Genomic DNA, 25,555 nt, shown 5'->3' on the forward strand with positions numbered 1-25,555 from the left:
TTGGTGCACAACTGCGGACAGGCGGGCGCCCGCGACCCTGGCGCCCGGCGTGTCGCGTGCGACGCGCCGAGGAGTGCAGGCGGTCGTCCGCAGTTGTGCGCGGTCGTCCGCAGGTCTGCTCGCGCCGCCCGACGGCGGCGGCCCGTCGCTGCTGCTGAGTCAGCGCCACCGCGCGACCGCGGTGCCCTCGGCGGCGGCCGGTCAGCGCTGCTGCTGCGCCAGCGCGCCGGACAGCCTGCGCCCGGCCTCACGCAGCCGCTCGGCGGACGTGTCCCCGAACGACAGCCGCAGGTGCCGGTCGGCGTCGGTGCCCGGCCCGGACGCGAAGAACGACCCGCGCTGGTAGAGCACGCCCGCCCGCGCGGCGTCCTCCGCGAGCCGGTCGGCGTCCACGGCGTCGTCGCGCAGCCGAGGCCACAGGAACAGTCCGCCCTCAGGCAGGTCGACGTCGAACGCTCCGGGTGCCGCCTCGGCCAGCGCCCCCGCGAGGGCGTCGGACCGCTCGCGGTACAGCGCCCGCGCCCTCGTCAGCGTCTCGTCGAACAGCCCAGGCCGCAACGTCAGCAGCTCCGCGACCACAGCCTGGACGAACGTCGAGGAGTGGGAGTCCTGCCGCGCCCGCAGCGCCACGACGTCCGGAACGAGCCACTCCGGCAGCACGAGCCAGCCCAGTCGCAAGCCGGGGCCGAGCGTCTTGGTGAACGTGTTGACGTGTACCACCCACGGGGAGTGGTTGAACGGCTCGTCGCGCGGCCCGGCGTCGAGCCCCGCCCCCGACCTCGGCCGCTCCAGTTCGCCGTCCGGCGCCCGGAACCGCAGCTCCCGGTACGGGTTGTCCGCGAGCACCACGAACCCGTAGTGCTCGGCGAGTGCCACCAGCTCGTGCCGCTGCTCCAGCGGCAGCGTGCCCTGCGACGGGTTGTGGAAGTCGGGCACCGTGTAGAGCGCCGTCGGGCGGAGACCGCGCCGCAGCTGGTCCGCAAGGACGTCCACCCGAAGGCCCTCGCACCCCACCGGGACGGGCGCGATGCGGGCGTCCGCGAGCTCCAGACCGCGCAGGAACAGCGGGAAGGTCGGGTTGTCCACCGCGATGAGGTCACCGCGCTCGAGGACCGTCTGGATCGTCAGGGCGAGCCCGTGGAAGCCGCCGTTCGTGATGACGATCCGCGCGGGGTCCACGCCCTCGCGCGTCGCGATCCAGGCGCGCAGCGCCGGGTCGCCCTCGGTGCGCGAGTACTGCAGTGCGGGCAGGCCGGGTCGCGCCAGTACGCGCGCCGTCGCCTCGGTGACCTCGGCCGCCGGCAGCACCGACGGGTCCGGCACCCCGCCCATCAGCGCGATCGCGTCCGGGACGCGATCGCGCAGCGTCGCGTCGCCGAAGCCCTTTGGCGCGGTGAACGCGCGCACGAGCGTCGTACGGTCCGGGCGCGAGGGAGCGCCCCCGACGGCGTGGCTCGCCTCGCCGCCGGACGTCGCCGCAGCGCTGGCCAGAGTGCCGGTCGCGGCGCCCGCCGCAGCGCCGGTCGCAGTGCCGGCCAGAGTGCCGGTCGCGGCGCCCGCCGCAGCACCGGAAGCACTGCCGGCCAGAGCGCCGGCCGCAGCACCGGAAGCACTGCCGGCCAGAGCGCCGGCCGCAGCACCGGTCGCAGTGCCGGCAAGAGCGCCGGCCGCAGCACCGTTCGCACTGCTGGCCAGAGGGCCGGTCACAACTCCGGTCGCAGCCCGGGTCACGGTGGCGCTCACGCCAGCTCCTCCGCCCGAGGAACGGCGGCGAGCAGCGCGCGGGTGTACGCCTCGCGCGGCCCGGCGAACAGGTCCGCCGCGGAGCTCTGCTCCACGACCCGGCCGTTGCGCAGCACCGTGACGGTGTCCGCGAGCTGCCGCACGAGGCCCAGGTCGTGGGACACGAACAGGTAGGTCAGCCCGTGCTCGGCCTGCAGCCGCACGAGGACGTCGAGGATGTCGGCCTGCACGGAGACGTCGAGCGCGGAGGTCGGCTCGTCGAGCACCACGGTGTCCGGCCGCGTCACGAGCGCCCGCGCGATCGCGACGCGCTGGCGCTGCCCGCCGGACAGCTCGTGCGGCGACCGCGCGAGGAACGCGGCGCCGAGTCCGACGTCGTCCAGCGCGGCGACCACGAGGTCGGCCCGCTCGGACCGCCGCCCGACGCCGAACCGGTCGAGCGGCTCGCAGACGAGCCGCCCCACGCGCCACGTCGGGTCGAGCGACGTGAAGGGGTTCTGGTAGACGAGCTGCAGGTGGCGACGCAGGCCGCGCAGCGCACGCGGGGAGGTCGGCACGGGCTCGCCGTCGACGAGGATGCGCCCGGCGTCGGGCCGTTCGAGACCGAGCAGCATCCGCACGGCGGTCGTCTTGCCGGAGCCGGACTCACCCACGAGCGCGTGGGTCGTACCGGGCGCGACCGTGAACGTCACGTCCTCGGCCGCGACCACTCCGGCCCGCCCCGCGGCGCCACCGCCGAACGTGCGGTGCACGCCCTCGAACGCGATCCGCGGCGTCGCAGCGCGCGCGGTGCTCGCCCACGCCGCCGCCGAGGCGACGTCGCCGCTGGACCGGTGCTCGCCGTCGGGCGCGGCCTGGTCCGGCCGGTCCTCGGGCGCAGGCACGACGGCGTCGCGCACCTCGAGCGAGGCGCGCAGCTCCCGCAGCCGGTCGGGGTTGAGAGCGGGGACGTCGGCGCGCAGCGCGCGGGCGTAGTCCGACGTCGGGGCGTGCAGCACCTGGCGGGCCGGGCCGGCCTCCTGGACCCGGCCGTCCCGCAGCACGACGATCTCCTCGGCCCGCTCGGCGGCGAGGGCGAGGTCGTGCGTGATGAGCAGCAGGCTCAGCTCGCGCGTGCGGCGCAGCTCTTCGAGAAGGTCGAGGATGCGGCGCTGGACGGTGACGTCGAGCGCGGAGGTCGGCTCGTCGGCGACGAGCACGCGCGGCTGGGGCAGCACCGCGAGCGCGATGAGGACGCGCTGCAGCATGCCGCCGGAGAGCTGGTGCGGGTAGGCGTCGTAGACGCGCTCGGGGTCGGGGAGTCCGACGTCGGCGAACGCCTCGAGCGCGAGCTCGCGCCGGCGCCCGGCGTCACGCTCGCCGAGCAGCGCCGCGGCCTCCTGCGCCTGGGCGCCGATCCGGCGGACGGGGTTGAGCGAGCTCGCGGGGTCCTGCGGCACGAACGCGAGGGTCCGCCCGCGCAGCGGCCGGAAGGCGCGGTCGGACAGCGCGAGCAGGTCGCGCCCGTCCACCTCGATCCGTCCCTGCGGCGTCGACGCCCCGCGGGGGAGCAGACGCAGCACCGACCGGGCGATCGTCGACTTGCCCGATCCCGACTCGCCGATGAGGGCGAGGCTCGTCCCGCGGCGCAGCGTGAGGTCGACCCCGGAGACGACGCGTCGCGCGCCGTAGGCGACCGACAGGTCGTGCACCTGGAGGACCGGGGCGGGCTGGTCGGGGGCGGGCTGGTCGAGGGCGGGCGACGGCGGGGCCGTGGCCTCGGCGACCGTGGTGGCCGTCGTGCCGCCACCCACGGCGGCGTCGGCGCCGGCCCTGGCCGCGCCGGAGGATCGCAGTGCTTGCAGGGTCATCGGAGCTCCTGGGATCAGTCGGTCTTGCGCAGCCAGCGACTGACGCGGTTGAGGGCGAGCACGGTCGCGATGATGACGACGGCAGGCGTGTACACGAGCCACGGCGCCGTCCGGTAGTCCTTGCCCGCGGACACGAGCAGCCCCCAGTCCGAGGCGGGTGGCGGGTCGCCGTAGCCGAGGAACGCGAGCGAGGCGATGACGAGGATCGACACGCCGAACTGCAGCACCGCGAGCGCGACCACCGAGCGCGACGCGTTCGGCAGCACGTGCCGCGTGAGCACGTGCGTCGCGCTCCCGCCCTGCAGGTACGCGGCCTCGACGAACACGGACTGACGCGTCCGGATCGTCTCGGCACGCATGAGCCGGGCGAACACCGCGACGGCGGACACCCCGGTCGCGATCGCCGCGTTGATCGTCTGGAAGCCGAGCGCCGTGACGATCACGACGGCGAGCAGGAACCCGGGTATCGCGAGCAGCACGTCGACGAGCCGGCTGAGCGTGGAGTCCACCCAGCCGCCGATGAAGCCGGCGATCAGGCCGATCAGCCCGCCCACCAGCAGGCCGATCGCCACGGCGACAAGCGCGCTGAGCACGGAGGAGGACGAGCCGTAGACGACGCGCGTGAACACGTCGCGGCCGAGGTGGTCCGTGCCGAACCAGTGCGCCGCCGAGGGGCCGAGCAGCTTGTCCGCCGGCACGCCGTCGGCCGGGTCCTGGCTCGTCACCAGGCCCGGCGCCACCGACCACACGAGGACGACGGCGAGCACCCCGATCGAGACCAGCACGTCGACCGGGGGGCGACGACGGGCGACGGCGAGGCTCGCCGTCGCGGGCGATCGGTCCCCGGCCGCGGCGCGGCGCGGGAGACGAAGCGAGACGACGGTCATGAGACCCGGACCCTCTCCTCGAGCGGTACCTCGATGGCGCTGTCGCCCACCGCCGCTAGCTGCTCGTCCGCCACGAACGCGGCGAGGACGTCGGCGGACTCGAGCTCGCCGTCGGGCGTGCCGGCTCCGACCGAGCCGACTCCGGCCGAGCCGGCTCCGACCGCGCCGACCCCGGCGCCCGAACGCGCCGACCCGACGCGGCGCACCCGCGGGTCGAGCAGCGGGTAGAGCAGGTCGGCCGCGAGGTTCACGACGACGAACACGACGGCGGCCAGCGCCACCACCGCCTGCAGCACGGGCAGGTCCTGCGTGCTCACCGAGCGCTGCACGAGCGAGCCGATCCCGGTGCGACCGAAGATCGTCTCGGTGATGACCGCGCCGCCGAGCAGCTCCCCGACCGTGAGGGCGAGGACCGTGACGACCGGAAGCGAGGACGGCTTGAGCAGGTGCCGCAGGTACAGGCGCGCCTCGCCGAGCCCGCGCGAGCGGGCCACCGACGTGTACTCCTGCTGCGCCTCGTGGTCCAGGCCCGCGATCAGGACCTCCGCGAGCTGCGCCGACACCGGGACGCCCAGGGTGAGCGCCGCGAAGAACGTGGCCCACGCCGAGTCCGGCTCGATCACCCGGAAGAGCCCGAGGTCGAACGCGAACACGTAGATGAGCACGAGCCCGATCACGAACGTCGGGACCGACAGGAAGAACGACGGCAGCGACCGCAGCAGGCTGCGTCCCGGCGCCCACGGGAAGCGGTGCGCGCCGTAGGCGATCGCGCCGGCGAGCACGAGCGCGACGGCGAGCGCGCTGGCCGCGAGGACCAGCGTCGAGCCCACGACGGCCCCGACGAGCTGCGCGACCGGCAGGTTGGTGCGCATCGACACTCCGAGGTCGCCGACGAGGAACCGGGACAGCGCCTGCCACAGCTGCACGGCCACGGGCTGGTCGAGGCCGTAGTAGGAGACGATCCGGGCGATCTCCTCCTCGCTGAACCCGTTCTCCGGGTTGCGCAGCGTGCTCGTCACGGGGTCGCCCGGCAGCACGCTGATGGCGAGGAAGGTCACGACGTACGTGAGGAGCACGACGACGATCGCCTGGCCGGTGCGTCGGCCCGCGTAGGCGAGGTAGAGATGTCTCATGGCTGGTGTCCGCTCACTGTCCCGCCACGCTCACTGCTCGAGCCACGCGGCCGAGTAGTTGGCGTAGGCGATGCCGTTGTAGGTCACGCCGTGCAGCGCCGGGTTCTGGACGTAGATGCGCTGGACGATCTGGGTGAGCGGGACGAAGTAGCCCTGCTGCAGCACGTAGCCCTGCAGCTCGTCGACGGACGCCGCGCGGGAGTCGGTGTCGACGGCGCCCGCCACCTCGTCGCGCAGCCGGTTCAGCTCGGTGTCGGTCTCGCCCACGCCGAACCAGTCCTCGCCCTTGTTGGCGCTCGTGAGGATGCTCGCCACGGTGCCGACGTCGATGAAGCTGCGGGTGATCTCCGTCAGGGCGATCGGCGTCGTGTTCTTGATGACCTTCTCGCCGTACGTCACGACGTCGTACGCCTGGATGTCGACGGCGAAGCCGAGGTCGGTCAGCTGCTGCGCGACGAGCTCGTCCACCGCCTTCGAGGTCGCCAGGTACGGGTTCGGGTAGAGCGTGACCGCGAGCGGTGTGCCGTCCTTGCTGCGCACGCCGTCCGACCCGAGCGTCCAGCCCGCCTCGTCCAGCAGCGAGGCGGCGAGGTCGGCGTCGTGGGCGAAGTCGGCCGAGTGGTCGGTCGCCTCGGGCACGTTGGACTGGATGAACGACTCGGCCGGGAGCCAGTCGTAGGTGTACACGGTGGAGAGGATCTCGTCCCGGTCGATCGCGTGCTGGAACGCCTGGCGGACCTTGGGATCGTCGAACGGCGCCACGGTCGCGTCGATCGCGTACCCGTTGACGAAGCCGAGGTAGCGCGGCGTCGCGATGACGAAGCCCTGCGCGGCGAGGCCGTCGAGCTCCTGCGGCGGGGCGTTGTAGGCGACGTCCGCCTGGCCCGCGGTGACCGAGGAGGTGCGCAGCGAGGACTCGGCGACGATCTTGTACGTGATGGTGTCCAGGTAGGCCGGCCCGGTGTGCTCGAGCGCCTCGGGGCCCCAGTCGTAGTCGTCGCGGCGCTCGAGGACCACGCTGTCGCCCTCCTTCCACGACTTCACGACGAACGGGCCGGAGCCGATGTCGTTGCTGAGGTCGGCCTGCTCCTCGCCCGACAGCGCGAGGGTCGTGGGCGAGATGAGGATCGAGCCGTGGTAACCGAGCGTCGGGATGAACCCGAGGGTCGGCGCGGAGAAGGTGACGACGACGGTGGAGGCGTCCTGCGCCGTCGCGCTCTGGTAGGTCTTGGGGAACAGGCCGATCGGGTTGATGCCCTTGTCGGGGTCGCCCTTGGCCCACACGTCGAGGTTCGCGACGACGGCGGCCGCGTCCACGGGGGTGCCGTCGGAGAACGTGACGCCGTCCCGCAGGTGCAGCGTGAACTGGGTGGCGTCCTCGTTCTGCTCCCAGCTCTCCGCGACCCAGGGGCTGACCTGGCCGGCGTCGTCGACGTAGACGAGCTTGTCGGTCACGTGCCCCCAGACCTGGCCCTGGAAGCTGGAGATGGCGCTGTTGTTGGGGATCCAGGTGTCGCCGAGGGAGTCGATGAGGAAGACGAGGTCGCCGCCCTGCTGCGGCTCGCCGCCGGCGGCGTCGGCCGACGCGTCGCCGGCCGATCCGGAGGATGCGGCGCCAGCATCGCCGGACGCGGTGGCGCACGCGGCGAGCAGACCGGTGGCGGCGAGCGCGGCGACGGCGGTCGTGGCGAGTCCGCGCGCGCGTCGTCGCAGGGCGGTGAGGCGGGTCGGGCTGGCGGTGGTGCGGGACATGGGTGCTCCGGGGGGTGACGGTGAGGCGGGGAGACCGAGCGGAAGGGCTGGGTCGGGCGGGCTGTCGGACGGACTCTCAGGCGGGCTGGAGGACGGGCGCGGGCAGCGCCTTGCCGGGGTTGAGGACGTCATCGGGGTCGACGGCGTCCTTGATCGCGTGCGAGAGCCGCTGGACGCGGTCGTCGAGCTCGAGCGCCGCCCAGTCGAGCTTCACCGTGCCGATGCCGTGCTCGCCGGACACGGTGCCGCCGCGTGAGAGCGCGAACGCGACGAGGTCGGTCGCGGCGGCGCCGAGCGCGGGCGGCGCGGGCGTGCCCTCGAGGCCGGGCGGGATCGGGAGCTTCAAGAGCGGGTGCAGGTTGCCGTCGCCCGCGTGCGCGACGGCGGACACGCGCACGCCGTAGCGCGCCTCGAGCACCGGGAAGTAGTCGAACACCGCGGGCAGCGCCGATCGCGGCACCGCGATGTCCTCGCCGACGTACCAGGTCGGGGCGCCCTGGCCCAGCCCACGCCCGGACCGCCGCAGCTCCCACAGGAGCGGAGCCTCGCCGTCGGGCACGACGGCGACGCGCCCGCCCGCTGCGGTGAGCGCGGTGATGAGCTCGGCGGTCTGCTCGTCGATGCCGAAGCCGTCGAGCTCGACGAGCGCGAGCGACGCGCCCCGGCGGCGCAGGTCGGAGCCGGAGTGCGCGTCGATGTCGCGCAGCGTGGGCTCGTCGAGGAACTCCACGACGGCGGGGCGGACCCGCGAGGCGGTGATCGCGCCCAGGGCGCGCGCCCCCTCGCCCGTGGAGTCGAAGAACGCGGTGAGGGTGCGGCGGGCGACCGGGAGCGGCCGCAGCCGCAGCGTCGCGCCGACGACGATGCCGAGCACACCCTCGGAGCCGACGAACAGCGAGACCAGGTCCAGCCCGGTGACGCCCTTGATCGAGCGGTGGCCGACGTGCACGAGGGCGCCGTCGGGGAGCACGACGTCGAGCGCCAGGACCGACTCGCGCGTCACCCCGTACTTGGCGCACCGCAGGCCGCCGGCGTTGGTCGCGATGTTGCCGCCGAGCGTCGAGATCGCGTAGCTCGCGGGGTCCGGCGCGTAGAAGAGGCCGTACGGCGCGAGGGCCGTGTTGAGGTCGGCGTTGATGACGCCGGGCTCGACGACGGCGAGCTCGTCCGCGGGGGAGATCTCGACGATCCGGGTGAGGCGCTCGGTGGAGACGACGAGCTGGTCGGCTCCGGCGGACGCACCACCCGACAGGCCGGTGCCGGCACCCCGGGGGACGACGCTCACCCCGAGGTCGGCGGCCGTGCGCACCACGGCGGCGACCTCGGCGGCCGTGGCGGGGAACGCGACGACCGGGCCGTGCTCCACCGGCGTGCGCCGGGTGCCCGCGTCATAGGCGTACGGCGCGGTGGCGGCGGACGCGGGCAGCACCTCGAGCGCGGGGTGCGCCCGGGTGAGGGCGTCGATCAGCGACATGGTCGTTCTCCGGTTCGTGGGGTCCCGCCGTGGTCTCCGCGTCGGCGTGCGAGCGCGGGCACGTGCGGAACGTGACTGCCGGGACGGTAGAAAGCCGGCGTGACGGCCCGATCCGCGGGCCGTCCGGGTCTCGCCATGCGGGACGGGCACCGGCGGACGGCGGGGGGTGCGACGACGACGCCGGCGTCCGGTGACCACATGGTGAGACGTGCACCCGGCCGTGCGGGACCGGTGGCTGTGCTGCCTACCGTGCCCCGCAGCGTGTCGGATCCCGATGGTCCGGCGACCGCGGGGCTCGGCCCCGCTCGAGGTGTGGAGGTCTGACATGACGGCAATCGCGGCGGACGACCTCGTGGCGTTGCGCACATCGGTGACGGATCCGCTCGTCGAGCCGCTGCTGGCCGACCTGGCCCGGGAGTACCGCGCGCGGTACAGCGACGTGCTCACCGAGGACGACCTGCGCGGGGAGATGGCGCAGTACCCGCCCGAGCAGTTCCTGGCTCCCGGGGGCGTGCTTCTCGTGCTCGTGGAGGAGCGTGCCGGCAGGCGCGCGGTCGTGGCGGGCGGTGCGTTCCGGCGTCGCACCGAGCCGGAGGCGGGCGACGCCGCGAGGGCCCGCCCCGGGGCGCGCCGGGAGGACGGCACTCCGGCGGTCGCCACCGCCGAGCTCAAGCGCATCTGGACGCACCCGGAGCACCGCCGCCGCGGCCTGGCTCGGCGGGTGCTGGCCGAGCTGGAGCGCGACGCGTGGGCTGTGGGCTACCCCCGCATCTACCTCACGACTGGGCCGCGGCAGCCCGAGGCCGCCGCGCTCTACCGCCGCGCGGGCTACACGCCGCTCTTCGACGTCGAGCACCCGCCCACCGAGGGTCCGCTCGCGTTCGAGAAGTGGCGCTGACGCGCGAGCACCTGCCGACCGAGGGTCCGCTCGCGTTCGAGAAGTGGCGCTGACGCGCGAGCACCTGCCGACCGAGGGCAGTTCGCGGTCGGGCCGCGGCGCTGACGCGCGAGCACCTGCCGACCGAGGGCAGCTCGCAGACGGGCCGCGGCGCTGACCGGAACCGGAGCTCAGCCGGAGGTCAGCCGGCGGACCCGAACGCGAGCGCCGAGGTCCGGTCGCGTGCCGCGCCGAGCGAGGCGCGCCCGGTCGGCACCAGCACGGCCACGACAGTCGCCACGAGCGTGCCGACGCCGGCCACCACGAGCACGGTCTGCACGCTCCACACGTCGGCGAGTGGCCCGAACACCGCCATGCCCAGCGGCATCGCCACCGCCATCACGACGCCGAGGAAGCCGAACACGCGGCCCTGCCACTCCGGCTCCACGGTCTCCTGGACCACCGTCATGACGGGCGTGGTGAAGGCCGGGATCGCGACGCCGACGAGGAACATGCACAGGTAGAAGACGATCAACGACGGCGCGAGGCCCATCCCCACCGTCAGGAGGCCGAACGCGACGGAGGAGCCGAGCACCAGGGTCACCCGCGCGACCTTGTTGCCCCAGAAGCCGATCGTCGCGCCGGCGAGCATCATCCCGATCGAGAAGGACAGCTCCAGCACCGTGAGTTTCCACAGCTCCTCCCCGAAGGTCCGCACGATGAGCAGCGGCGTGAGGAACGACGGCGCCGCGGCCAGCACCATGACGACGGCGTTGAGGCCGAGCAGCCAGCGCACCAGCCGGTGGCCGTTGGTGTAGCGGACCCCGGCGACCAGGTCCGCCACGTAGCTGACCTGCTCGTCGCCCGCGCTGCGGACGACCTTCCCGACCGGCACGAGCGCGAGCAGGCCGATGCCGATGATCGCGGTCGCGACGTCGATGAAGAAGATCCGCTCGATGGGCATCGCGGCGTACAGCAGGGCCGCCACGGCCGGTGCGACGAGCATCATCCCGGCCTGGATCGACTGGTTGAGGCCGTTGATCCGCAGCAGCTGGTCCGGGGGCACGATCTGCGGGATCAGCGCGCCGACGGCGGGCGTCTGGATCCCGGCACCCGTGGAGCGCACGGCCATGGCGACGAAGATGAGCCAGATGTTCGTGCTGCCGTTCAGCATGAGCAGCGCGAGGACGAGCGTGGCCAGCGCAATCCCGGCGTCGGCTCCCATGGCGAGCAGCTTGCGGTTGTGCCGGTCCGCCCACACCCCGCCGAAGACCGAGACGATCGCCTGCGGCAGGAAGCCGAAGACGGTCGACAGCGCGAGCAGCGTGCCGTCCTTGGTCTCGAGCGTGATGTACCACATGACCGCGTACTGCACGAGCATCGAGCCGAACAGGGACACGGTCTGGCCGGACAGGAAGAACGTCACGTCGCGCCGCCACTGCGGCCAGTCCGCGTGGCTCGACGAGGCGTCGAGGTCGGCGGTGCCGTCGGGCCGGGTCATGGGGTCCATGGTGCGGTAGACCTCTGACATCGGGCGAACTCATTGCCGGGCGAGAGGTTGCGGGCGGGCAGAATGACCGGGTGACGGACGTGACCGCCTGGACGGATGCCCCTGCCGTCCGCCGGGTCCAGCGGCGAACCCTGATCGCCCTCTCCCTCGCCCAGGTCGTCGGCTCGATCGGCGTCGGCGCGAGCCTCTCGGTCGGCGTGCTGCTCGCGGAGGAGGTGACGGCCTCACCGACGTGGGCCGGTGTCGCCCGCACGGCCTCGACCGTCGGCGCCGCGCTCGCCGCGCTCCCGCTCGCGATGCTCGCCGTGCGGGCCGGACGCCGCACCGCGCTCGCGACGGGCTGGGCCCTCGCCTCGCTCGGTGCCCTGGCGCTGGTCGGCGCCGGAACCTGGCTCAACGTGCCGCTGCTCGTGCTCGGCATGCTGCTGTTCGGCGTGGGCAGCGCGGTCGGGCTCCAGTCGCGGTTCGCCGGCACCGACGTCGAGCGGCCCGAGCACCGCTCGCGTGCGCTCGCGCTCGTCGTGTGGGCCGGGACGGTGGGCTCGGTGCTCGGCCCGAACCTCGGCCGGCCGGGCGAGCTCCTGTCGGAGCGGCTGGGCACCCCGCACCTGGTCGGCGCGTTCGTGATCGCCGCCGTCGCGCTCGTGGCCGCGCTCGCCGTCGTGCTCGTCGGTCTGCGGCCCGACCCCATGCACGTCGCGGCGGCGAACGGCGTCCGGCCCGCGGCCGGCGCGCGCGGCTGGCGCGGGGTTCCGGAGGGTGTGCGGGCGATGCTCGACGTCGAGCGCTCGCGTCACGCCCTGGTGGCGCTCGTGCTGGCGCACGCGGCGATGGTGCTGCTCATGACGATGACGCCGGTGCACATGCACGACCACGGCTGGACCGTGACCTTCGTCGGCCTGGTGATCAGCGGCCACGTGCTGGGGATGTACGCGTTCTCGCCGCTAGTCGGCCTGCTCGCGGACCGGTTCGGTCGCGCCGTGAGCATCGCGCTGGGCGGGGTGATCCTGCTGGCGAGCGCCGCCGTCGCGATCCTCGCCTCGGGGTCCACCGTCGGGATCAGCGTCTCGCTGTTCCTGCTCGGCGTGGGCTGGTCGTGCGTCCTCATCCCCGCCGCGGCCGAGGTCTCGGACGGGGCGCCCGACGGCGTGCGCACCCTCGTGCAGGGCGCCTCCGACACGGTGATGAACGTCGTCGCCGCGGTCGCCGCCGGCCTGTCCGGACCGCTGATGGCGTGGGCCGGCTTCGGCCACCTGGCGTGGCTGGTCGGCGCCATGGCGTTCGGCGTGCTCTGGGCCGCGCGGGCGCTGCACCGGGCGGGGGAGGTCCGCGCCGAGGAAGGCTGAGTCGCCCTCGGCCCGACCTCAGCCCGCCGCCAGCGCCTCGGGCGCCCCAGCCAGGTGCTCGGCGACGAACGCCAGCTGCGCACGCACCTGGGCGATGCGCTCGTCGTCGGAGTAGGAGCCGTGCCCGGCCTCGAACCGGTAGACGGCGTGCGCGGGCGCGTCCGGCTCGGCGGCCGAGCGGGCGGCGAGCGCCGCGAGGTAGGTGTCGATCTGCCGGATGGGGCAGCGCGGGTCGTTCTCGCCCGCGAGCACGAGCACGGGGGCGCGGACCTGGTCGACGTAGGTGATCGGCGAGGAGACCCGGTACTCGTCCGGCACTTCCTGCGGCGACCCGCCGAACAGCGAGCGGTCGAACGCCTTGAGGCCCTCCATCTCGTCCTCGTACGCCTGCACGTAGTCCGCGACGGGCACGCCGGCGAGTCCGAGCGTCCACCGCTCGGGCTGCGTGCCGAGGCCGAGCAGCGTGAGGTACCCGCCCCACGACGCGCCCGACAGCACCGACCGCGCGGGGTCGAGCACGCCGTCGGCCACGAGCGCGGCGTGCACGGCGGCGACGTCGGCGAGCTCGGTGAACCCCACGCGCTCCTCGAGCGCGTCGCGCCAGGCGGAGCCGTAGCCGGTCGAGCCGCGGTAGTTCACGCACAGCACCGCGAAGCCGTGGTCGACCCAGGCGGCGAGGTCGGGCGCGAACGAGTCCGACTCGTGCCAGGTCGGCCCGCCGTGCACGTCGACGACGACGGGCAGCGGCTCTCCCTCCGGCGCGTCGGCGGGCCGGCGCAGCAGCGCGTGGATCCGTCCGCCGGGACCGTCCACCCACACGTCCTCGACCGGGACCGACGGCGGTGCGGCGGGGCCGGGCGGGGTGACGAGCACGACGCCCTCCGGCCGGGTGGCGGCGTCGTCGGCACCCTTGTCCGCTGACGCGCCCTGCGGCGCGAACGCCCGGATGCTGCGCGGCTGCGCTGCCGAGGACCACGCGGCCCACAGGCCGCCGTCGGGCCGCACGGTCGCGCCGCTCACCGTCCCGCTCGCGGGACCGACCGGCACGACGGCGCCGCTCGCCAGCTCGACCCGGTACAGCCGGGTGCGGGCCTCGTGGTCGACGGCGACGAGCAGCGCGCTCGCGTCCGGGTACCAGTCGGCGTCGGCGACGTCGCCCGGCAGGCCGAGGTCGACGCGGGTCTCCTCGCCCGTGCGCACGTCCCAGACCAGCAGGGCCGGGCTGCCCTCGCGCTCGTGCGTGACGAGCAGCCGCGTGTCGCCCGCGACGGGGGCGAAGGCGTTCGCACCGAGCCCGCGGCCCGGCCCGTCGAAGAGCTCGGCGACGGCGTCCGCCCCGACGATCCGCTGGCCGTGCGCGCCGTACCGACGCGTCTCCTCCTTCAGGCGCAGCACGCGCAGCGCCGGATGGCGGGAGTCGCCGTGCTCGGAGTGCTCGACGGCGAGCAGGGTCGCGTCGTGCGACAGCGCGGCCGGGCTCGCGTCCTCGGCGTGCGCGTAGACCTCGTGGGCGACACCGTCGAGCACGACGTGGATGCGGCTGCCGTCGTCGTCGCTCGAGCCGACCACGACGCGGTCGCGCCCGCCGGGGCCGCCGGGGCCGCCGAGCGTGCCGAGCAGGAGGCCAGAGGAGTAGGCGGGCGGCAGCGGGGTGGGCGTCTCGAGGCCCTCGCCGGGTGCGGCGCCGAACGGCTGGCGGCGCCAGACGCCGCACTCGTCGCCGTCGGAGTCGTCGAACCACCAGACCCAGGCGCCGTCGGGGGAGATGGTCGCGTCGGTAGTGCCGGCGGGCCGGTCCGTCAGCGGGGTCAGCGTGCCGGTCGCGACGTCGAGCGAGTGCACCTGGCGCACGCCGTCGGCCGGCGCGATCGCGACGGCGCGGCCGGGCGCGTGCTCGGCCCAGTCCGGCAGCGAGACGGTGGCGGCACGGAAGCGGAGCTCCCAGGCCGGGCTGTCGATCGTGCTCTGCGAGAGGGTTTCGGACGTCTGCGAGAGGCTTTCGGTCGGCTGCGAGGTTGCTCCCCCGCCCGGAGCCGTCACTCGCCGAGCCGCGAGCCGCGGCGCAGGCGCATGAGGACGGCGACGATCGACCCGACGATCCCGACCGCGATGACGCCGATCGCCCAGCCCGGCAGGCCAGAGACGCCCGACGGCGCGGGGCTCGCCGTCGACTCGGCCGAGGCCGACGACTCGGCCGACGCGGTGGGTGAGGGTGCCGCGGTGGTGGGCTGCGCCGTCGTCGGCTCCGTGGTGGGCTCGGCCGTGGGCGACGGCGCGGGGACGTCGAGCGTGAAGGCGAAGGTGCCGTCGATGGGGTGACCGTCGGACGACGTCACGCGCCACGCGACGGCGTAGCTGCCCGAGGGGAGGTCCGCGGCGAGCGGGACGATCAGGTCCGTGCCCGAGACCTGTGGGTCACCGCTGCGCGCCTCGCCGGCCGGACCCGTGACGGTGATCTCGACGCCGATCGGCGCGATCTCGTCGCTGTAGGTCAGGACGAGCTGCGTCGGCGCGGTGGTGAGGGTCTCGCCGTCGGCGGGGGTGGAGGTGAGGAGGCGGTCGTGCGCCAGCGCCGGGCCCGCGATCGAGCCCAGCAGGAGGACGAGGGCGGCGACAGCGCCCGCGCGCGTGAGCGACCGCCTGCGGGCTGGGACGATCGAGCGGGACGTGGACGTGCGGGCGCGCAGGGGCACAGCGAGTTCCTTCCGAAGGGCTTCGGTCCCCATCGTACGAACCGGACGGGCCGGATCCGGCCGTTCGGAATCCTGCCCGAACCGGGCGCGGTGTGGGAACGTGGGCGCCATGGCGGACGCGGCTGGCCTCTTCCCGGGGAAGCAGTTCATTTCCACGGTGCTCGAGGCGCTCGACACGAAGACCGCGATGAGCGGCGAGATCGCCCGGCGCTACCTCATGCGCGCGGGCATGGCGGGCATCGTCATCGGGATCATGTACGGCACGAACTACGCCGTCATCGCGGCGTTCGGCAACGTCGGCCTGGGGGACTGGACGGCGATCGGGCGGATGGTCGGGGCGCTGCTGTTCGGGTTCGCGCTCGTCTTCATCTACTACACCAAGTCCGAGCTGCTGACGTCGAACATGATGATCGTCGCGATCGGCGCCTACCACCACCGCACCAGCACGATGAAGGCGCTGCGGATCCTCGGCCTGTGCTATCTCGGCAACGCGCTCGGCGGGCTGCTCGTCGCCATCCTGCTGCGGTTCTCGACCGTCTCCTCGAGCGCGGTCGGGGACCAGATGAGCGCCGCCGTCGACCACAAGCTGTCGTACCTGTCCGAGGGCTTGGCGGGCTGGGGCGACCTGTTCGTGCGGGCCGTGCTGTGCAACTTCATGATCAACCTGGCGATGCTGCTGGTCTACAACGGCCTCCTCAAGGAGGACGTGATGAAGAGCCTCGTGATGATCATGAGCGTCTTCATCTTCGCGTTCCTCGGGTTCGAGCACTCGGTCGCGAACACCGTGCTGTTCCTCATGGTCGGCCTGCGGGAGGGCATCGACGTGGGGCTCGCGCTGGGGAACATCGCGATCGCGCTTGTGGGCAACTTCGTGGGCGGCGGCCTGCTGATCGGGCTGTACTACGCGTACGTCAACGACGACGCGCAGTACCTGCGGCGGCAGGCCGGGCCGGACGACGGGGCCTGAGCGTCTCCGTCGCGTCGCGGTCGCGTCGCGCCGCGAGCTCCGTCACGCAGGAGCGACCGGTCGTGACGGGAGAGCGACCGACCGAGCGGCGGCCATCGGCGTCGACAGCATCGGCGCAGGTCGGGGACATGCGCGTGCTCGCGTGAGCCGGCTGAGTCGCTGTGACGAAGCGGCCAGTCGCTGTGGCGTCGTGCGGCGCGTCCTCAGCCGCCCCCGACAGCAGAACGGCCCGCCCGGCTGACGCCGGCGGGCCATTCCTGCTGTCGGGGTGACAGGAACCGTCGCAGCGACCGGCTCGTTCCTCGCCGGGCGCGGCTCCTCCCGGCATCCCGTCACCGTCGACATGACGAAGGCCCGTCGGCTGACGCCGACGGGCCTCTCGTCATGTCGGGGTGACAGGATTTGAACCTGCGACCTCTTCGTCCCGAACGAAGCGCGCTACCAAGCTGCGCCACACCCCGAACCCGCCTCGCGACGGGGGACTCGGCCCGCGAACGGGCCGCGGACCAGAATAGCCCGACTCCGGCCCGGATCACGAATCGGCGCGTCCTTCGGCGCGGTGACCGGCATCACGCCCGATCGTCACGCCGCCTTCACGCCCCTCACAGGCGACAGCCAGGTCGAGGCCGCACGGTGGAGTGGTCCAGATCCCCCATGGAACGAGGTGAGAGATGTCCGCCGTGCACCACATCGCGATGGTCGCCCACGACAACAAGAAGGTCGAGCTCCTGCGCTGGGCCGAGTTCAACCGGGGCACGCTCGCCCGGCACTTCCTGTACGCCACCGGCACCACCGGCACGATGCTCCAGTACGAGCTCGGCCTTCCGGTCACGCGGCTGCTGTCCGGCCCCGTCGGCGGGGACCAGCAGATCGGCGCGCGCATCGCGCAGGGCGAGATCGACATGCTGATCTTCTTCTGGGACCCGCTCGAGCCCCAGCCGCACGACCCCGACGTCAAGGCCCTGCTCCGGCTCGGCGCCGTCTGGAACGTGCCCATGGCCTGCAACGTCGCCACCGCCGACCTGCTGATCTCCTCGCCGATGCTCGAGGAGGAGTGGACGTCGCGCCCCGAGATCTCCGCGCGGGAGTGGGCGGGCGAGGTCGTCGGCTGAGCGCCGCCTGCGCGCCCGGCGTCAGTCCGCGGGCACGAGCTCCAGCAGCGTCGCCTCGGGCCGGCAGGCGAACCGCACCGGCGCGAACGGCGAGGTGCCCAGGCCCGCGCTGACGTGCAGCCAGTACGAGCCCTGCCCGCCGCGCGCGTCGGGTCGTGGCCCCGGCCAGCCGTGCAGGCCCTTGGCGCGCCCGCGGTCGAGGTCGCAGTTCGTGACCAGGGCGCCGTAGCCGGGGACGGCCAGCTGGCCGCCGTGCGTGTGGCCCGCGAGGACGAGCTCGGCGCCGTCGTGCCGCATCGCCTCGAGCACCCGACGGTACGGCGCGTGCGCCACGCCGACCCGCAGCGCACCCCGCGGCAGGGGAGCGCGGGCGGGGAACTCGTCGCGGTCCAGGTGCGGGTCGTCCACCCCGACGAGGTCGAGGTGGGTGTGCCGGGTGATCACGGCGTCGCGCCGGTTGGTGAGGTCCTTCCAGCCCGCCCGGCGCAGCTCGGCCGCGAGCTCACCCGCCGGGAGCACGCGCGACTCGGTGTCGCGCCGGCGCAGCGCGCGGGGGGTGTCCGCGTCGCGCGGGTCCTTGCGCAGGTAGCGCGACCACGACTTGGCCACGGGCGCGTAGTAGTCGTTCGAGCCGAGCACGAACGCCCCGGGCAGCGCCAGGAGCGGCTCGAGCGCGTGCAGCAGGGGAGGCAGCGCCTCGCGGTGCGCGAGGTTGTCGCCGGTGTCCACCACGACGTCGGGCTCGAGCGTCGCGAGGTCACGGACGAACGCGATCTTGTCCGTCTGCGACGGCACGAGGTGCAGGTCGGAGACGTGCAGGATGCGCACCGGTTCGGCGTCGGGGTCGAGCACCGGCACGACGGCGTGACGCACCGTGAAGGCGTGCGCCTCCAGCAGGGCGTAGGCGAACCCGGCCGCCGCGCCCGCGGCGAGGACCGCCGTCGTGCGCAGCGCCGCTGACGTGCTCAGCCGTCCCCCCGGCCGCCGCCGCCACCGTTGCCGCCGCCACCGTTGTTGCCGCCGCCGGTGTCGGCCGCGGGTGCGGTCTGCTGGGCGTTCGGGTCCGTGGTGGGGGTCTCCACGGGAGCGGGGCCGGAGCTCGGGTAGAGCGTGATCACGGAGCCCTTGGTCATACGACCCGTGCTCGACTGCGCACCGACGCTGCCCACCGCGATGTTGTCGCTCGGACGCTGCTCGCCGACGGTCACCGTGAAACCGGCGCCCTGGAGGGTCGCGGTCGCCTGGGCGATCGACTGGCCGATCACGTTCGGGACGGCGATCCGGTCGCCCCAGATCTGCTTCTCCTGCGCCTCGGCGAAACCCTTCACCTCGAGGCCGTCCATGGCCTTCTTCATGTAGTCGCCCCAGATCGGCGCCGGGATGCGGCCACCGTAGATCTGGGAGTAGTAGCGCCCGTTGAGCACGGTGCGGGTCATCGGGATGTCGCCCTCGCTGTGACCCATCCACACGGCGGTGGACAGCTGCGGCGTGTACCCGACGAACCACGCGTTGTAGTCCTCGTTCGCGGTTCCGGTCTTGCCTGCCGCGGGACGGCCGATCTGGGCGGCGGTCGCGGTCCCGCTCGAGACGACGTTCTGCAGCGCGTACGTCACACCGGCGGCGATGGTCGGGTCGATCGCCTGCGAGCACTGGGAGCCGGGGATCTCCAGCTGCGCCCCGTCGCGATCGGTGATCGAGGTGATCGACCGGGGCTCGCAGAAGACGCCGTTGGCGGCGTAGGTGGCGAACGCCGCGGACATCGTGAGGGGCGCGATGGTGTTCGAGCCGAGCGCCATCGAGGGGATCGCGAGGATGTCGGAGCCGGCCTGTGCCTCGTACAGCGACTCGACGCCGGTGCCACGCACGTCGTTCGGGTCGATCGTCCCGGCGCCGACGTGCACGCCCATCGCGCTCGTGGTGTTGCGGACGGCGCACAGGTCGAGCTTGTTCGCCATGTAGGCGAACGCCGTGTTGACCGAGTTCTCGGTCGCCTGCAGCACGGTCATCTGGCCACCACCCGGCTCGAGGTTCTTCGGCTCGTACGTGGCCGCCGACTCGGGGGAGCACGAGATGTTCCAGGTGTTGGCCGGGAACGTCTGGCCGTTCGCGGCGTTCACCGTCTCGTTGAGCGAGTGCCCGTCGATGAGCCACTGGGTGAGGATGAACGCCTTGAACGTCGAGCCCGTCTGGAATCCCTGGCCGCCGCCGTACGCGGCGTCGACGTTGAAGTTGACCTTCGTGGCTCTCGGGTTCTCGGCCGTGGCGTCGCCGTAGGTGGTGTTCTGCACCATCGCGACGACGTTGCCCGTCCCCGGCTCGACCGTCACGATCGAGCCGGAGATGCCCTCCTCGCCCTTCTTGCTGATGTAGGAGGGGTCGTTCTCCGGGATCTGCGCCGTGAGCGAGTCGAACGCCTGCTGCTGACGCACCGGGTCGATCGTCGTCGTGATCGTGTAGCCGCCGCGCTGCAGCAGCTGGCGGGCCTCGTCGACATCGTCGGACAGGTAGCCGTCGAGCAGCACGACCTTCGTCACGTACTCGCAGAAGTAGGCGCTGATGCCGGCGGTGGCGCACCCCACGGGGGTCGGCGTCACGTGCAGCATGTCGGCGACGGGGGTCGCGAGCGCCGTCGCGTACTCGTCGTCGGTGATGTAGCCCTGGGCGTGCATCTGGCCGAGCACCGTGTCGCGGCGGTTGGTCGCCTGCAGGTAGCCGTCGTCCGCGCCGCGCGTGGGGTCGTACAGGCCGGGGCTCTTGGTGACGCCCGCGACGAGCGCGGCCTCGGCCGGCGTCATGTCCTTCGCGCTGTGCCCGAAGTAGTACTGCGACGCGGCCTCGACGCCGTACAGGCGGCTCGCGCCGAACTGCGCGATGTTGAGGTAGCCCTGGAGGATCTCGTCCTTGGTGTAGACCTTCTCGAGCGAGATCGCGAGCTTCATCTCGCGCAGCTTGCGGTTGATGCCCTCGGCGCCGTCCGCCTCGCGGGCCGCCTCGATCGCCTCGTCGTCGCCCGAGACCACGCCGGCCTCGATGAGGACGTTCTTCACGTACTGCTGCGTCAGCGTCGACGCGCCCTGCGTGTTGCCCTGGAGCGTCTGGAGCGCCGCCCGCATGAGACCCTCCGGGTCGACCCCCGAGTGCTCGTAGAACCGCTGGTCCTCCGTCGCGATCACCGCGTGCTGCATGTACGGCGAGATCTCCGTGAGCGGCACGACGATGCGGTTCTCCACGAAGAACGTGGCCAGCGTGCTGCCGTCGGAGGCCAGGACGCGCGACTGCTCCGACGGCGGCTGGATCTCCAGGTCGGTCGGGAGGTCGTCGAACAGCTGCTGCGCCGCGTTGGACGTGGTCCCGATCGCGGCGACCGCCGGCATCAGCAGTCCGGCGGAGAGCACTCCACCGACGGCGGCGAGCAGCAGGAAGGCCATGAGCAGGGCGATCGCCTGGAACACGTTGACACGGTGGCGGGGTGCGCGTGGGGCAGACGGCATGGCTCCCAGGGTACGTGGCGGGCCACGCACGCTTGTGGCGCGGCGGGTGCGGCGATGTGGCGATCCTGTGGCGATGCGGCCCCGCTGTGACGTGGGCCGCAGCGGGGTCCGACCGGTGTCCGGCGTGTGTTCGAGAGGGCCCGCCTGGCGCCTGCGCACGGGCCGGAGGTCCCAGGTGAGCGGTGCTCGGAGGGTGTTGGCTCGAACCGAGTTCGGGAGGACCGCGATGACGACGACGACACCCCACGGCGAGGTCGAGAGCTGGACCGCCGCCGCTGCGTGCGGCGGTGCGCGGCGCAGCGTCGATCCCGACGCGATGTTCGTCCGTGGCGCGGCCCAGCGCGATGCCCGGCAGGTGTGCTTCGCGTGCGTGGTGCGCACGACGTGCCTCGTCGAGGCGCTCGAGGCCGGCATGGAGTTCGGGGTCTGGGGAGGCCTCACCGAGCGGGAGCGGCGTGCGATGGTGCGCGCCGCCCCGATAGGGGTCGACTGGCGCGCTCGAGTCGCAGCCGACACCGCGCTGGCCGCCCGGTTCGAGGAGGAGTGGGCGAGCGCCACCGGCACCGACTAGGGGGCCTCGTCCTGCGTAGCATGGCCGCCATGACGACCTGGGAGTACGCGACCATCCCGCTCATCGTGCACAGCACGAAGCAGATCCTCGACCAGTGGGGCGCCGACGGGTGGGAGCTCGTTCAGGTCGTCCCCGGTCCCGGCGGCAACGGACTCGTCGCCTACCTCAAGCGCCCCACCGGTCAGAAGTGATGGGTTCCGACGCGTCGGCTGCGTCTCCCGCGTCGCCGTCCGAGCGCCTCGCCGCACTCGGCCTCGAGCTGCCCCCGGTCGCCGCGCCCGTCGCCGCCTACGTGCCGGCGGTGCGCACCGGCAACCTCGTGCACACCTCCGGCCAGCTGCCGTTCCGCGCCGGCGCGCTGCTCGCCGTCGGGAAGGTCGGGGACGCCGCCGAGCGCGGGGCTGGGCAGGGCACCGGCGACGGTCTGGTCTCCCCGGCGCTCGCCGCCGAGCTCGCGCAGGTCGCGGCGCTCAACGCGCTCGCCGCGGCCGCCGACGTCGCGGGCGGACTCGACCGGATCGCGCGCGTCGTGAAGGTCGTCGTGTTCGTCGCGTCCGCGCCGACGTTCACCGGCCAGCCGCCGGTCGCCAACGGCGCCAGCGAGCTCCTCGGCGCGGTGCTGCCCGGCGGCCACGCCCGCTCCGCGGTCGGCGTCGCGGTGCTGCCGCTGGACGCGCCCGTCGAGGTCGAGATCACGGTCGAGCTCGCCTGACGAGCTCGCCTGACGCGCGAGGCGCCCGACGGCGCAGCGCACCCGGGCGCCCAGGGTTCGTTCGCCGTCGCGCACCGTGGCGCGACGGCGAACTGCCGCGTCAGCGCGCGCGCTTCTCCAGGCGCTGCAGGTCCAGGAGCACGACCGCGCGCCCGTCGAGCTGGATCCAGCCGCGGCTGGAGAACTCGGCGAGGGACTTGTTCACGGTCTCGCGTGAGGCGCCGACGAGCTGCGCCAGCTCCTCCTGCGTGAGGTCGTGCGGGACCCGCACCCCGTTGGAGACGGGCCGGCCGAAGCGGGCCGCGAGGTCGAGCAGCGCCTTGGCGACGCGGCCGGGCACGTCGGAGAACACCAGGTCCGCGAGCGCGCTGTTGGTCCGCCGCAGCCGCTGGGCGAGCGAGCGCAGGAGCTGCCGGCCGAGCACCGGGTGCTCCTCGAGCAGGCGGACGAACCGCGTGTGCTCGAGCTCGAGGAACGTGGTCGGCGCGAGGATCGTGGCCGTCGCGGTGCGCGGACCCGGGTCGTAGACCGAGAGCTCGCCCACGATCTCACCCGGCCCGAGCACGGCGAGCAGGCTCTCGCGCCCGTCCACCGCGGTGTGGCCGAGCTTCACCTTGCCCGCGAGGATGACCCAGAACCGGTCGCCCTGCTCTCCCTCGCGGAACAGCACGTCGCCACGCCGCACGTTGGTCGCGGTCATGGCGGCACGAACGGCGGCATAGGTCTCGTCGTCGAGGTCGGCGAAGAGGGGGACGGTCCGTACGACGTCATCGGTCACTGATGGCCTCCTGTCCTTCGCGGACAGTCTGCCACCCACGTCGTAGCGTGGAGGGCGTGAAGCCGAGCGCGCCGCCGACGAGTCCTGCCGAGGGTGCGGCGGGCGGCCCGGAGACGCGGATGGCGGACCCCGCCGTCGTGAACGCGCGACTCGCGCTGGCGCACCCCGACGCACGCTGCGCACTCGACCACGCCGACGCGTTCCAGCTGCTCGTCGCGACCGTGCTCTCCGCGCAGACCACCGACGAGCGCGTCAACACCGTCACCCCCGAGGTGTTCGGCCGCTGGCCGGACGCTGCGGCGCTCGCGACGGCGGACCTCGCCGCCCTCGAGGACGTCCTTCGCCCGCTGGGGTTCTTCCGCGCGAAGGCGCGGTCGCTGGTCGGCCTCGCCCAGGGCCTCGTGCGCGACCACGACGGCGAGGTGCCGCCCGACCTCGACGCGCTCGTCGCGCTCCCGGGCGTCGGGCGCAAGACGGCGAACCTCGTGCTCGGCAACGCGTTCGGCATCCCCGGCATCACGGTCGACACGCACGTGGGACGCCTCGCGCGGAGGCTGGGGTGGACGACGCAGACCGACCCCGTGCGGGCGGAGGCCGACATCGCGGCGCTCGTGCCGCCGTCGGAGTGGGTCATGCTCTGCCACCGGCTGATCTTTCACGGGCGGCGCGTGTGCCACGCGCGGCGGCCCGCGTGCGGGGAGTGCGTGCTCGCGGACGTCTGCCCGTCGGCGTTCGCCGTGTGAGCCGTGTGCCCGCATCCGAACCGGACGCGGCGACGGCGCCTCAGAGCGGCGCGAGGAACTCCAGCAGGTGGTGCGTCACGGCCTCCGGCGCCTCCTCGGGCAGGAAGTGCCCGGCGCCCGGCGCGATGCGCAGCTCGTGCGGCCCCGACACGTACGCGGCGTCGTAGCGCCGGCCCGACGCCGGCAGGCAGCGGTCGGCGCTGCCGTGCAGCCCCAGCACCGGGACGGTGATGTCCTCGCGCAGCGCCGCGAGGTAGCGCTGGCCGGCGGGACGCGGGCTCGAGCGGACCTGCCACCGCGCCTGCTCCATGACGTGGTGGGCCGCGGCGGGCTGGCGCATCGCGTCGGCGTAGAGACCCGCCGCCTCGCAGTGCCAGCCGGGGGCGCCCCAGGCGCGCAGCAGATGACCGACCCAGTCCGCCCGCAGGCGGCGCTCGGGCAGGGAGGGCAGCTGCGCGAACGCGAGGGCGGCGAGCGTGCCGGTCGGGACGCTGCGGGACTGGCGCAGCCGCAGCGGGTGCGGGCTCGACAGGGTCGCGATCGCCCGCGTCACGCGCGGTGCGAGCGCCGGCATCGACCAGGCGATCTGGGCCCCGTAGCCGTGCCCGACCACGACGGCGAAGCTCGCCCCGAGCGAGCGGATGACACCCGAGACGTCGGTCGCCAGGGCACGGGCGTCGTGTCCGCGCGGCGGCTTGTCGGAGCTGCCGAAGCCGCGCAGGTCCATCGCGGCGACGCGGTACCCCGCGTCGGCGAGTGCGGGGATCTGCGCACGCCACGCGTACCAGGTCTGCGGGAAGCCGTGCAGCAGCACCACCAGGGGCGCGTCCTCGTCCCCGGCGACGGCGACGTGGAAGCGCGCTCCGTTCGCGGAGACGAACCGGTGCTCCCACGGTCCGGCGACGAGCAGGCTTGCCGGGTCCACCTTCACGCCACGAGGCTACCGGGCCGTAGGATCCGGAGACCGACTCCGCTTTCGCCGGCTCGACGCGACCTCGGGGCGTCGTCGAGCCGCCGTTGAGTCACCGTCGAGCCACCGTCGGGCGGAGAAGGGGCGCACATGCTCGGACCGACACTCGCGCTCGTCGCGTGCCTGATGTACGGCGGGGCCACGCTGCTGCAGGCCGCGGGGACCAGAAGAGCCGAGGGTCTGGGGGCGTTCGTCCAGCCGCTGGTGGTCGTCGGACTCGTGATCGACGGGCTCGCGTTCGGCGTCTCGCTCCTCGCGTACGAGAAGGCCCCGCTGTTCGAGGTGCAGACGATCATCGCCGCGGCCGTCGTGGTCTCGGTGCTCGGCGCCCCGCGGGTGCTGCCCGGCGTCGCCCTGCGCCGCGTCGACCTGGTCGGCGCGGCCGTCGTGGTGCTGGGGCTCGTCGTCGTGGCTGCCGCCGCGGGTCCGGACGCCTCCGTCGAGCCCCCGTCGGGCTTCGTGACCGTGCTCCTGGTGCTCACCGGCGTGCTCGTCGTGGCGACCGCGGCGAGCTACCGGTGGGCGCCGTCGTGGCTCATGGCGGTGCTCGCCGGACTGGGCTTCTCCCTGGTCGCGGTGGGGGCGCGGGCGGCCGAGGACGGGACGTCGTTCTGGCAGATGGTGCTGAGCCCGATCGCCCTCGTGGTGCTCGGCGGCGGCGCGGTCGGCGTGGTGGGCAACATCCGGGCCCTGGAGAGGGGCAGCGTCGCGATCGCCGCCTCCGTCGTCTCGGTGATCGAGGTCGTCATCCCGTCCGTGATCGGGATCGCGGTGCTGGGCGACGGCGTCCGGTCGGGGTGGGGCGTGCCGCTCGTCCTGGGCATCGCCGTCGCCCTCGGCGGGTGCGTGCTGCTCAGCGCGAGTCCCGCCAACACCGCCACCGAGGCCGCGTCGGCCTGACTCACCTCGGCCCGGGCGACGTCGGCCCGGTTGATGCGGCGGCACC

General features: G+C 73.7%; 22 protein-coding genes and 1 tRNA gene. 9 read left to right on the forward strand and 14 right to left on the reverse strand.

Annotated elements, in window-relative coordinates; genetic code table 11:
• Window positions 1-201: 201 nt before the first annotated feature.
• From FH969_RS06670 to FH969_RS06695, 6 genes are all read right to left on the reverse strand, one after another.
• Window positions 202-1,743 (reverse strand): aminotransferase-like domain-containing protein, encoded by a 1,542-nt coding sequence (locus tag FH969_RS06670; RefSeq protein WP_246071744.1) that lies wholly within the window; start codon window positions 1,741-1,743, stop codon window positions 202-204.
• Window positions 1,740-3,593, reverse strand: coding sequence for a dipeptide ABC transporter ATP-binding protein (locus FH969_RS06675; RefSeq protein ID WP_139986564.1), 1,854 nt, complete (start codon window positions 3,591-3,593; stop codon window positions 1,740-1,742). Before FH969_RS06675 ends, FH969_RS06670 begins: the two co-directional genes overlap by 4 nt.
• Before the next feature lie 14 nt (window positions 3,594-3,607).
• Window positions 3,608-4,480, reverse strand: coding sequence for an ABC transporter permease (locus FH969_RS06680; RefSeq protein WP_139986565.1), 873 nt, complete (start codon window positions 4,478-4,480; stop codon window positions 3,608-3,610).
• Window positions 4,477-5,613, reverse strand: a complete 1,137-nt coding sequence (locus FH969_RS06685; protein ID WP_139986566.1) for an ABC transporter permease — start codon at window positions 5,611-5,613, stop codon at window positions 4,477-4,479. The genes FH969_RS06680 and FH969_RS06685 overlap by 4 nt, the downstream gene beginning before the upstream one ends.
• A 30-nt stretch (window positions 5,614-5,643) precedes the next feature.
• Entirely contained in the window at window positions 5,644-7,365 is a 1,722-nt protein-coding gene (locus FH969_RS06690) for an ABC transporter substrate-binding protein (protein ID WP_139986567.1), read from the reverse strand.
• A gap of 76 nt (window positions 7,366-7,441) precedes the next feature.
• A complete protein-coding gene (locus tag FH969_RS06695; RefSeq protein WP_139986568.1) occupies window positions 7,442-8,839 on the reverse strand; it encodes an FAD-binding oxidoreductase in 1,398 nt (465 codons plus the stop codon).
• Between the two features lie 325 nt (window positions 8,840-9,164).
• Here FH969_RS06695 and FH969_RS06700 point away from each other — a divergent pair, with 325 nt between their 5' ends.
• On the forward strand, window positions 9,165-9,737 hold the full coding sequence (locus FH969_RS06700) for a GNAT family N-acetyltransferase (protein ID WP_139986569.1): 573 nt from the start codon (window positions 9,165-9,167) through the stop codon (window positions 9,735-9,737).
• 181 nt (window positions 9,738-9,918) lie between these two features.
• Here FH969_RS06700 and FH969_RS06705 read toward each other — a convergent pair whose 3' ends face one another.
• Window positions 9,919-11,247 carry an MFS transporter gene (locus tag FH969_RS06705; RefSeq protein ID WP_246071745.1) on the reverse strand — a complete coding sequence of 443 codons (1,329 nt, stop codon included), beginning with the start codon at window positions 11,245-11,247 and terminating at the stop codon, window positions 9,919-9,921.
• Between the two features lie 50 nt (window positions 11,248-11,297).
• Between FH969_RS06705 and FH969_RS06710 the strand changes: the two genes are divergently transcribed.
• On the forward strand, window positions 11,298-12,572 hold the full coding sequence (locus FH969_RS06710) for an MFS transporter (RefSeq protein WP_218975275.1): 1,275 nt from the start codon (window positions 11,298-11,300) through the stop codon (window positions 12,570-12,572).
• A gap of 18 nt (window positions 12,573-12,590) precedes the next feature.
• Here FH969_RS06710 and FH969_RS06715 read toward each other — a convergent pair whose 3' ends face one another.
• Window positions 12,591-14,612, reverse strand: a complete 2,022-nt coding sequence (locus FH969_RS06715) for a S9 family peptidase (protein ID WP_139986570.1) — start codon at window positions 14,610-14,612, stop codon at window positions 12,591-12,593.
• On the reverse strand, window positions 14,609-15,265 hold the full coding sequence (locus FH969_RS06720; RefSeq protein WP_180359704.1) for a copper resistance CopC family protein: 657 nt from the start codon (window positions 15,263-15,265) through the stop codon (window positions 14,609-14,611). Before FH969_RS06720 ends, FH969_RS06715 begins: the two co-directional genes overlap by 4 nt.
• 109 nt (window positions 15,266-15,374) lie before the next feature.
• On the opposite strand from FH969_RS06720, the gene FH969_RS06725 reads away from it, so the two are divergent.
• Complete coding sequence (locus tag FH969_RS06725; protein ID WP_139986572.1) at window positions 15,375-16,232, forward strand: formate/nitrite transporter family protein; 858 nt, start codon at window positions 15,375-15,377, stop codon at window positions 16,230-16,232.
• Between the two features lie 387 nt (window positions 16,233-16,619).
• Here FH969_RS06725 and FH969_RS06730 read toward each other — a convergent pair.
• Window positions 16,620-16,693, reverse strand: a tRNA-Pro gene (locus FH969_RS06730).
• Window positions 16,694-16,903: 210 nt separating this feature from the next.
• Between FH969_RS06730 and FH969_RS06735 the strand changes: the two genes are divergently transcribed.
• On the forward strand, window positions 16,904-17,344 hold the full coding sequence (locus FH969_RS06735; RefSeq protein ID WP_108719022.1) for a methylglyoxal synthase: 441 nt from the start codon (window positions 16,904-16,906) through the stop codon (window positions 17,342-17,344).
• Between the two features lie 21 nt (window positions 17,345-17,365).
• Here FH969_RS06735 and FH969_RS06740 read toward each other — a convergent pair whose 3' ends face one another.
• Entirely contained in the window at window positions 17,366-18,313 is a 948-nt protein-coding gene (locus FH969_RS06740; RefSeq protein WP_370445355.1) for a metallophosphoesterase, read from the reverse strand.
• Window positions 18,310-20,835, reverse strand: coding sequence for a transglycosylase domain-containing protein (locus FH969_RS06745; protein ID WP_139986573.1), 2,526 nt, complete (start codon window positions 20,833-20,835; stop codon window positions 18,310-18,312). The genes FH969_RS06740 and FH969_RS06745 overlap by 4 nt, the downstream gene beginning before the upstream one ends.
• 226 nt (window positions 20,836-21,061) lie before the next feature.
• On the opposite strand from FH969_RS06745, the gene FH969_RS06750 reads away from it, so the two are divergent.
• From FH969_RS06750 to FH969_RS06760, 3 genes are read left to right on the forward strand one after another with little or no spacing between them, the layout of a single operon-like run.
• Window positions 21,062-21,406, forward strand: a complete 345-nt coding sequence (locus FH969_RS06750) for a WhiB family transcriptional regulator (RefSeq protein ID WP_139986574.1) — start codon at window positions 21,062-21,064, stop codon at window positions 21,404-21,406.
• Between the two features lie 29 nt (window positions 21,407-21,435).
• The gene (sp36, locus tag FH969_RS06755; protein ID WP_139986575.1) at window positions 21,436-21,597 is read left to right on the forward strand and encodes a Sp36 family protein; all 162 of its coding nucleotides are present in this window, start codon (window positions 21,436-21,438) and stop codon (window positions 21,595-21,597) included.
• Complete coding sequence (locus tag FH969_RS06760; protein WP_139986576.1) at window positions 21,597-22,118, forward strand: RidA family protein; 522 nt, start codon at window positions 21,597-21,599, stop codon at window positions 22,116-22,118. The genes sp36 and FH969_RS06760 overlap by 1 nt, the downstream gene beginning before the upstream one ends.
• A 100-nt stretch (window positions 22,119-22,218) precedes the next feature.
• Here FH969_RS06760 and FH969_RS06765 read toward each other — a convergent pair whose 3' ends face one another.
• Window positions 22,219-22,896 carry a Crp/Fnr family transcriptional regulator gene (locus FH969_RS06765; protein WP_218975276.1) on the reverse strand — a complete coding sequence of 226 codons (678 nt, stop codon included), beginning with the start codon at window positions 22,894-22,896 and terminating at the stop codon, window positions 22,219-22,221.
• A 119-nt stretch (window positions 22,897-23,015) separates the two neighbouring features.
• Between FH969_RS06765 and nth the strand changes: the two genes are divergently transcribed.
• Window positions 23,016-23,639 carry an endonuclease III gene (gene nth, locus FH969_RS06770; RefSeq protein ID WP_139986600.1) on the forward strand — a complete coding sequence of 208 codons (624 nt, stop codon included), beginning with the start codon at window positions 23,016-23,018 and terminating at the stop codon, window positions 23,637-23,639.
• A 40-nt stretch (window positions 23,640-23,679) separates the two neighbouring features.
• On the opposite strand, the gene FH969_RS06775 is transcribed toward nth, so the two are convergent.
• Window positions 23,680-24,570 (reverse strand): alpha/beta fold hydrolase, encoded by an 891-nt coding sequence (locus FH969_RS06775; protein ID WP_139986577.1) that lies wholly within the window; start codon window positions 24,568-24,570, stop codon window positions 23,680-23,682.
• A gap of 129 nt (window positions 24,571-24,699) precedes the next feature.
• On the opposite strand from FH969_RS06775, the gene FH969_RS06780 reads away from it, so the two are divergent.
• Window positions 24,700-25,509, forward strand: a complete 810-nt coding sequence (locus FH969_RS06780; protein ID WP_139986578.1) for a hypothetical protein — start codon at window positions 24,700-24,702, stop codon at window positions 25,507-25,509.
• The last annotated feature ends 46 nt before the right edge of the window (window positions 25,510-25,555 follow it).

Source organism: Miniimonas arenae (genome assembly GCF_006351005.1).
In the GTDB taxonomy this organism is placed as follows: domain Bacteria; phylum Actinomycetota; class Actinomycetes; order Actinomycetales; family Beutenbergiaceae; genus Miniimonas; species Miniimonas arenae.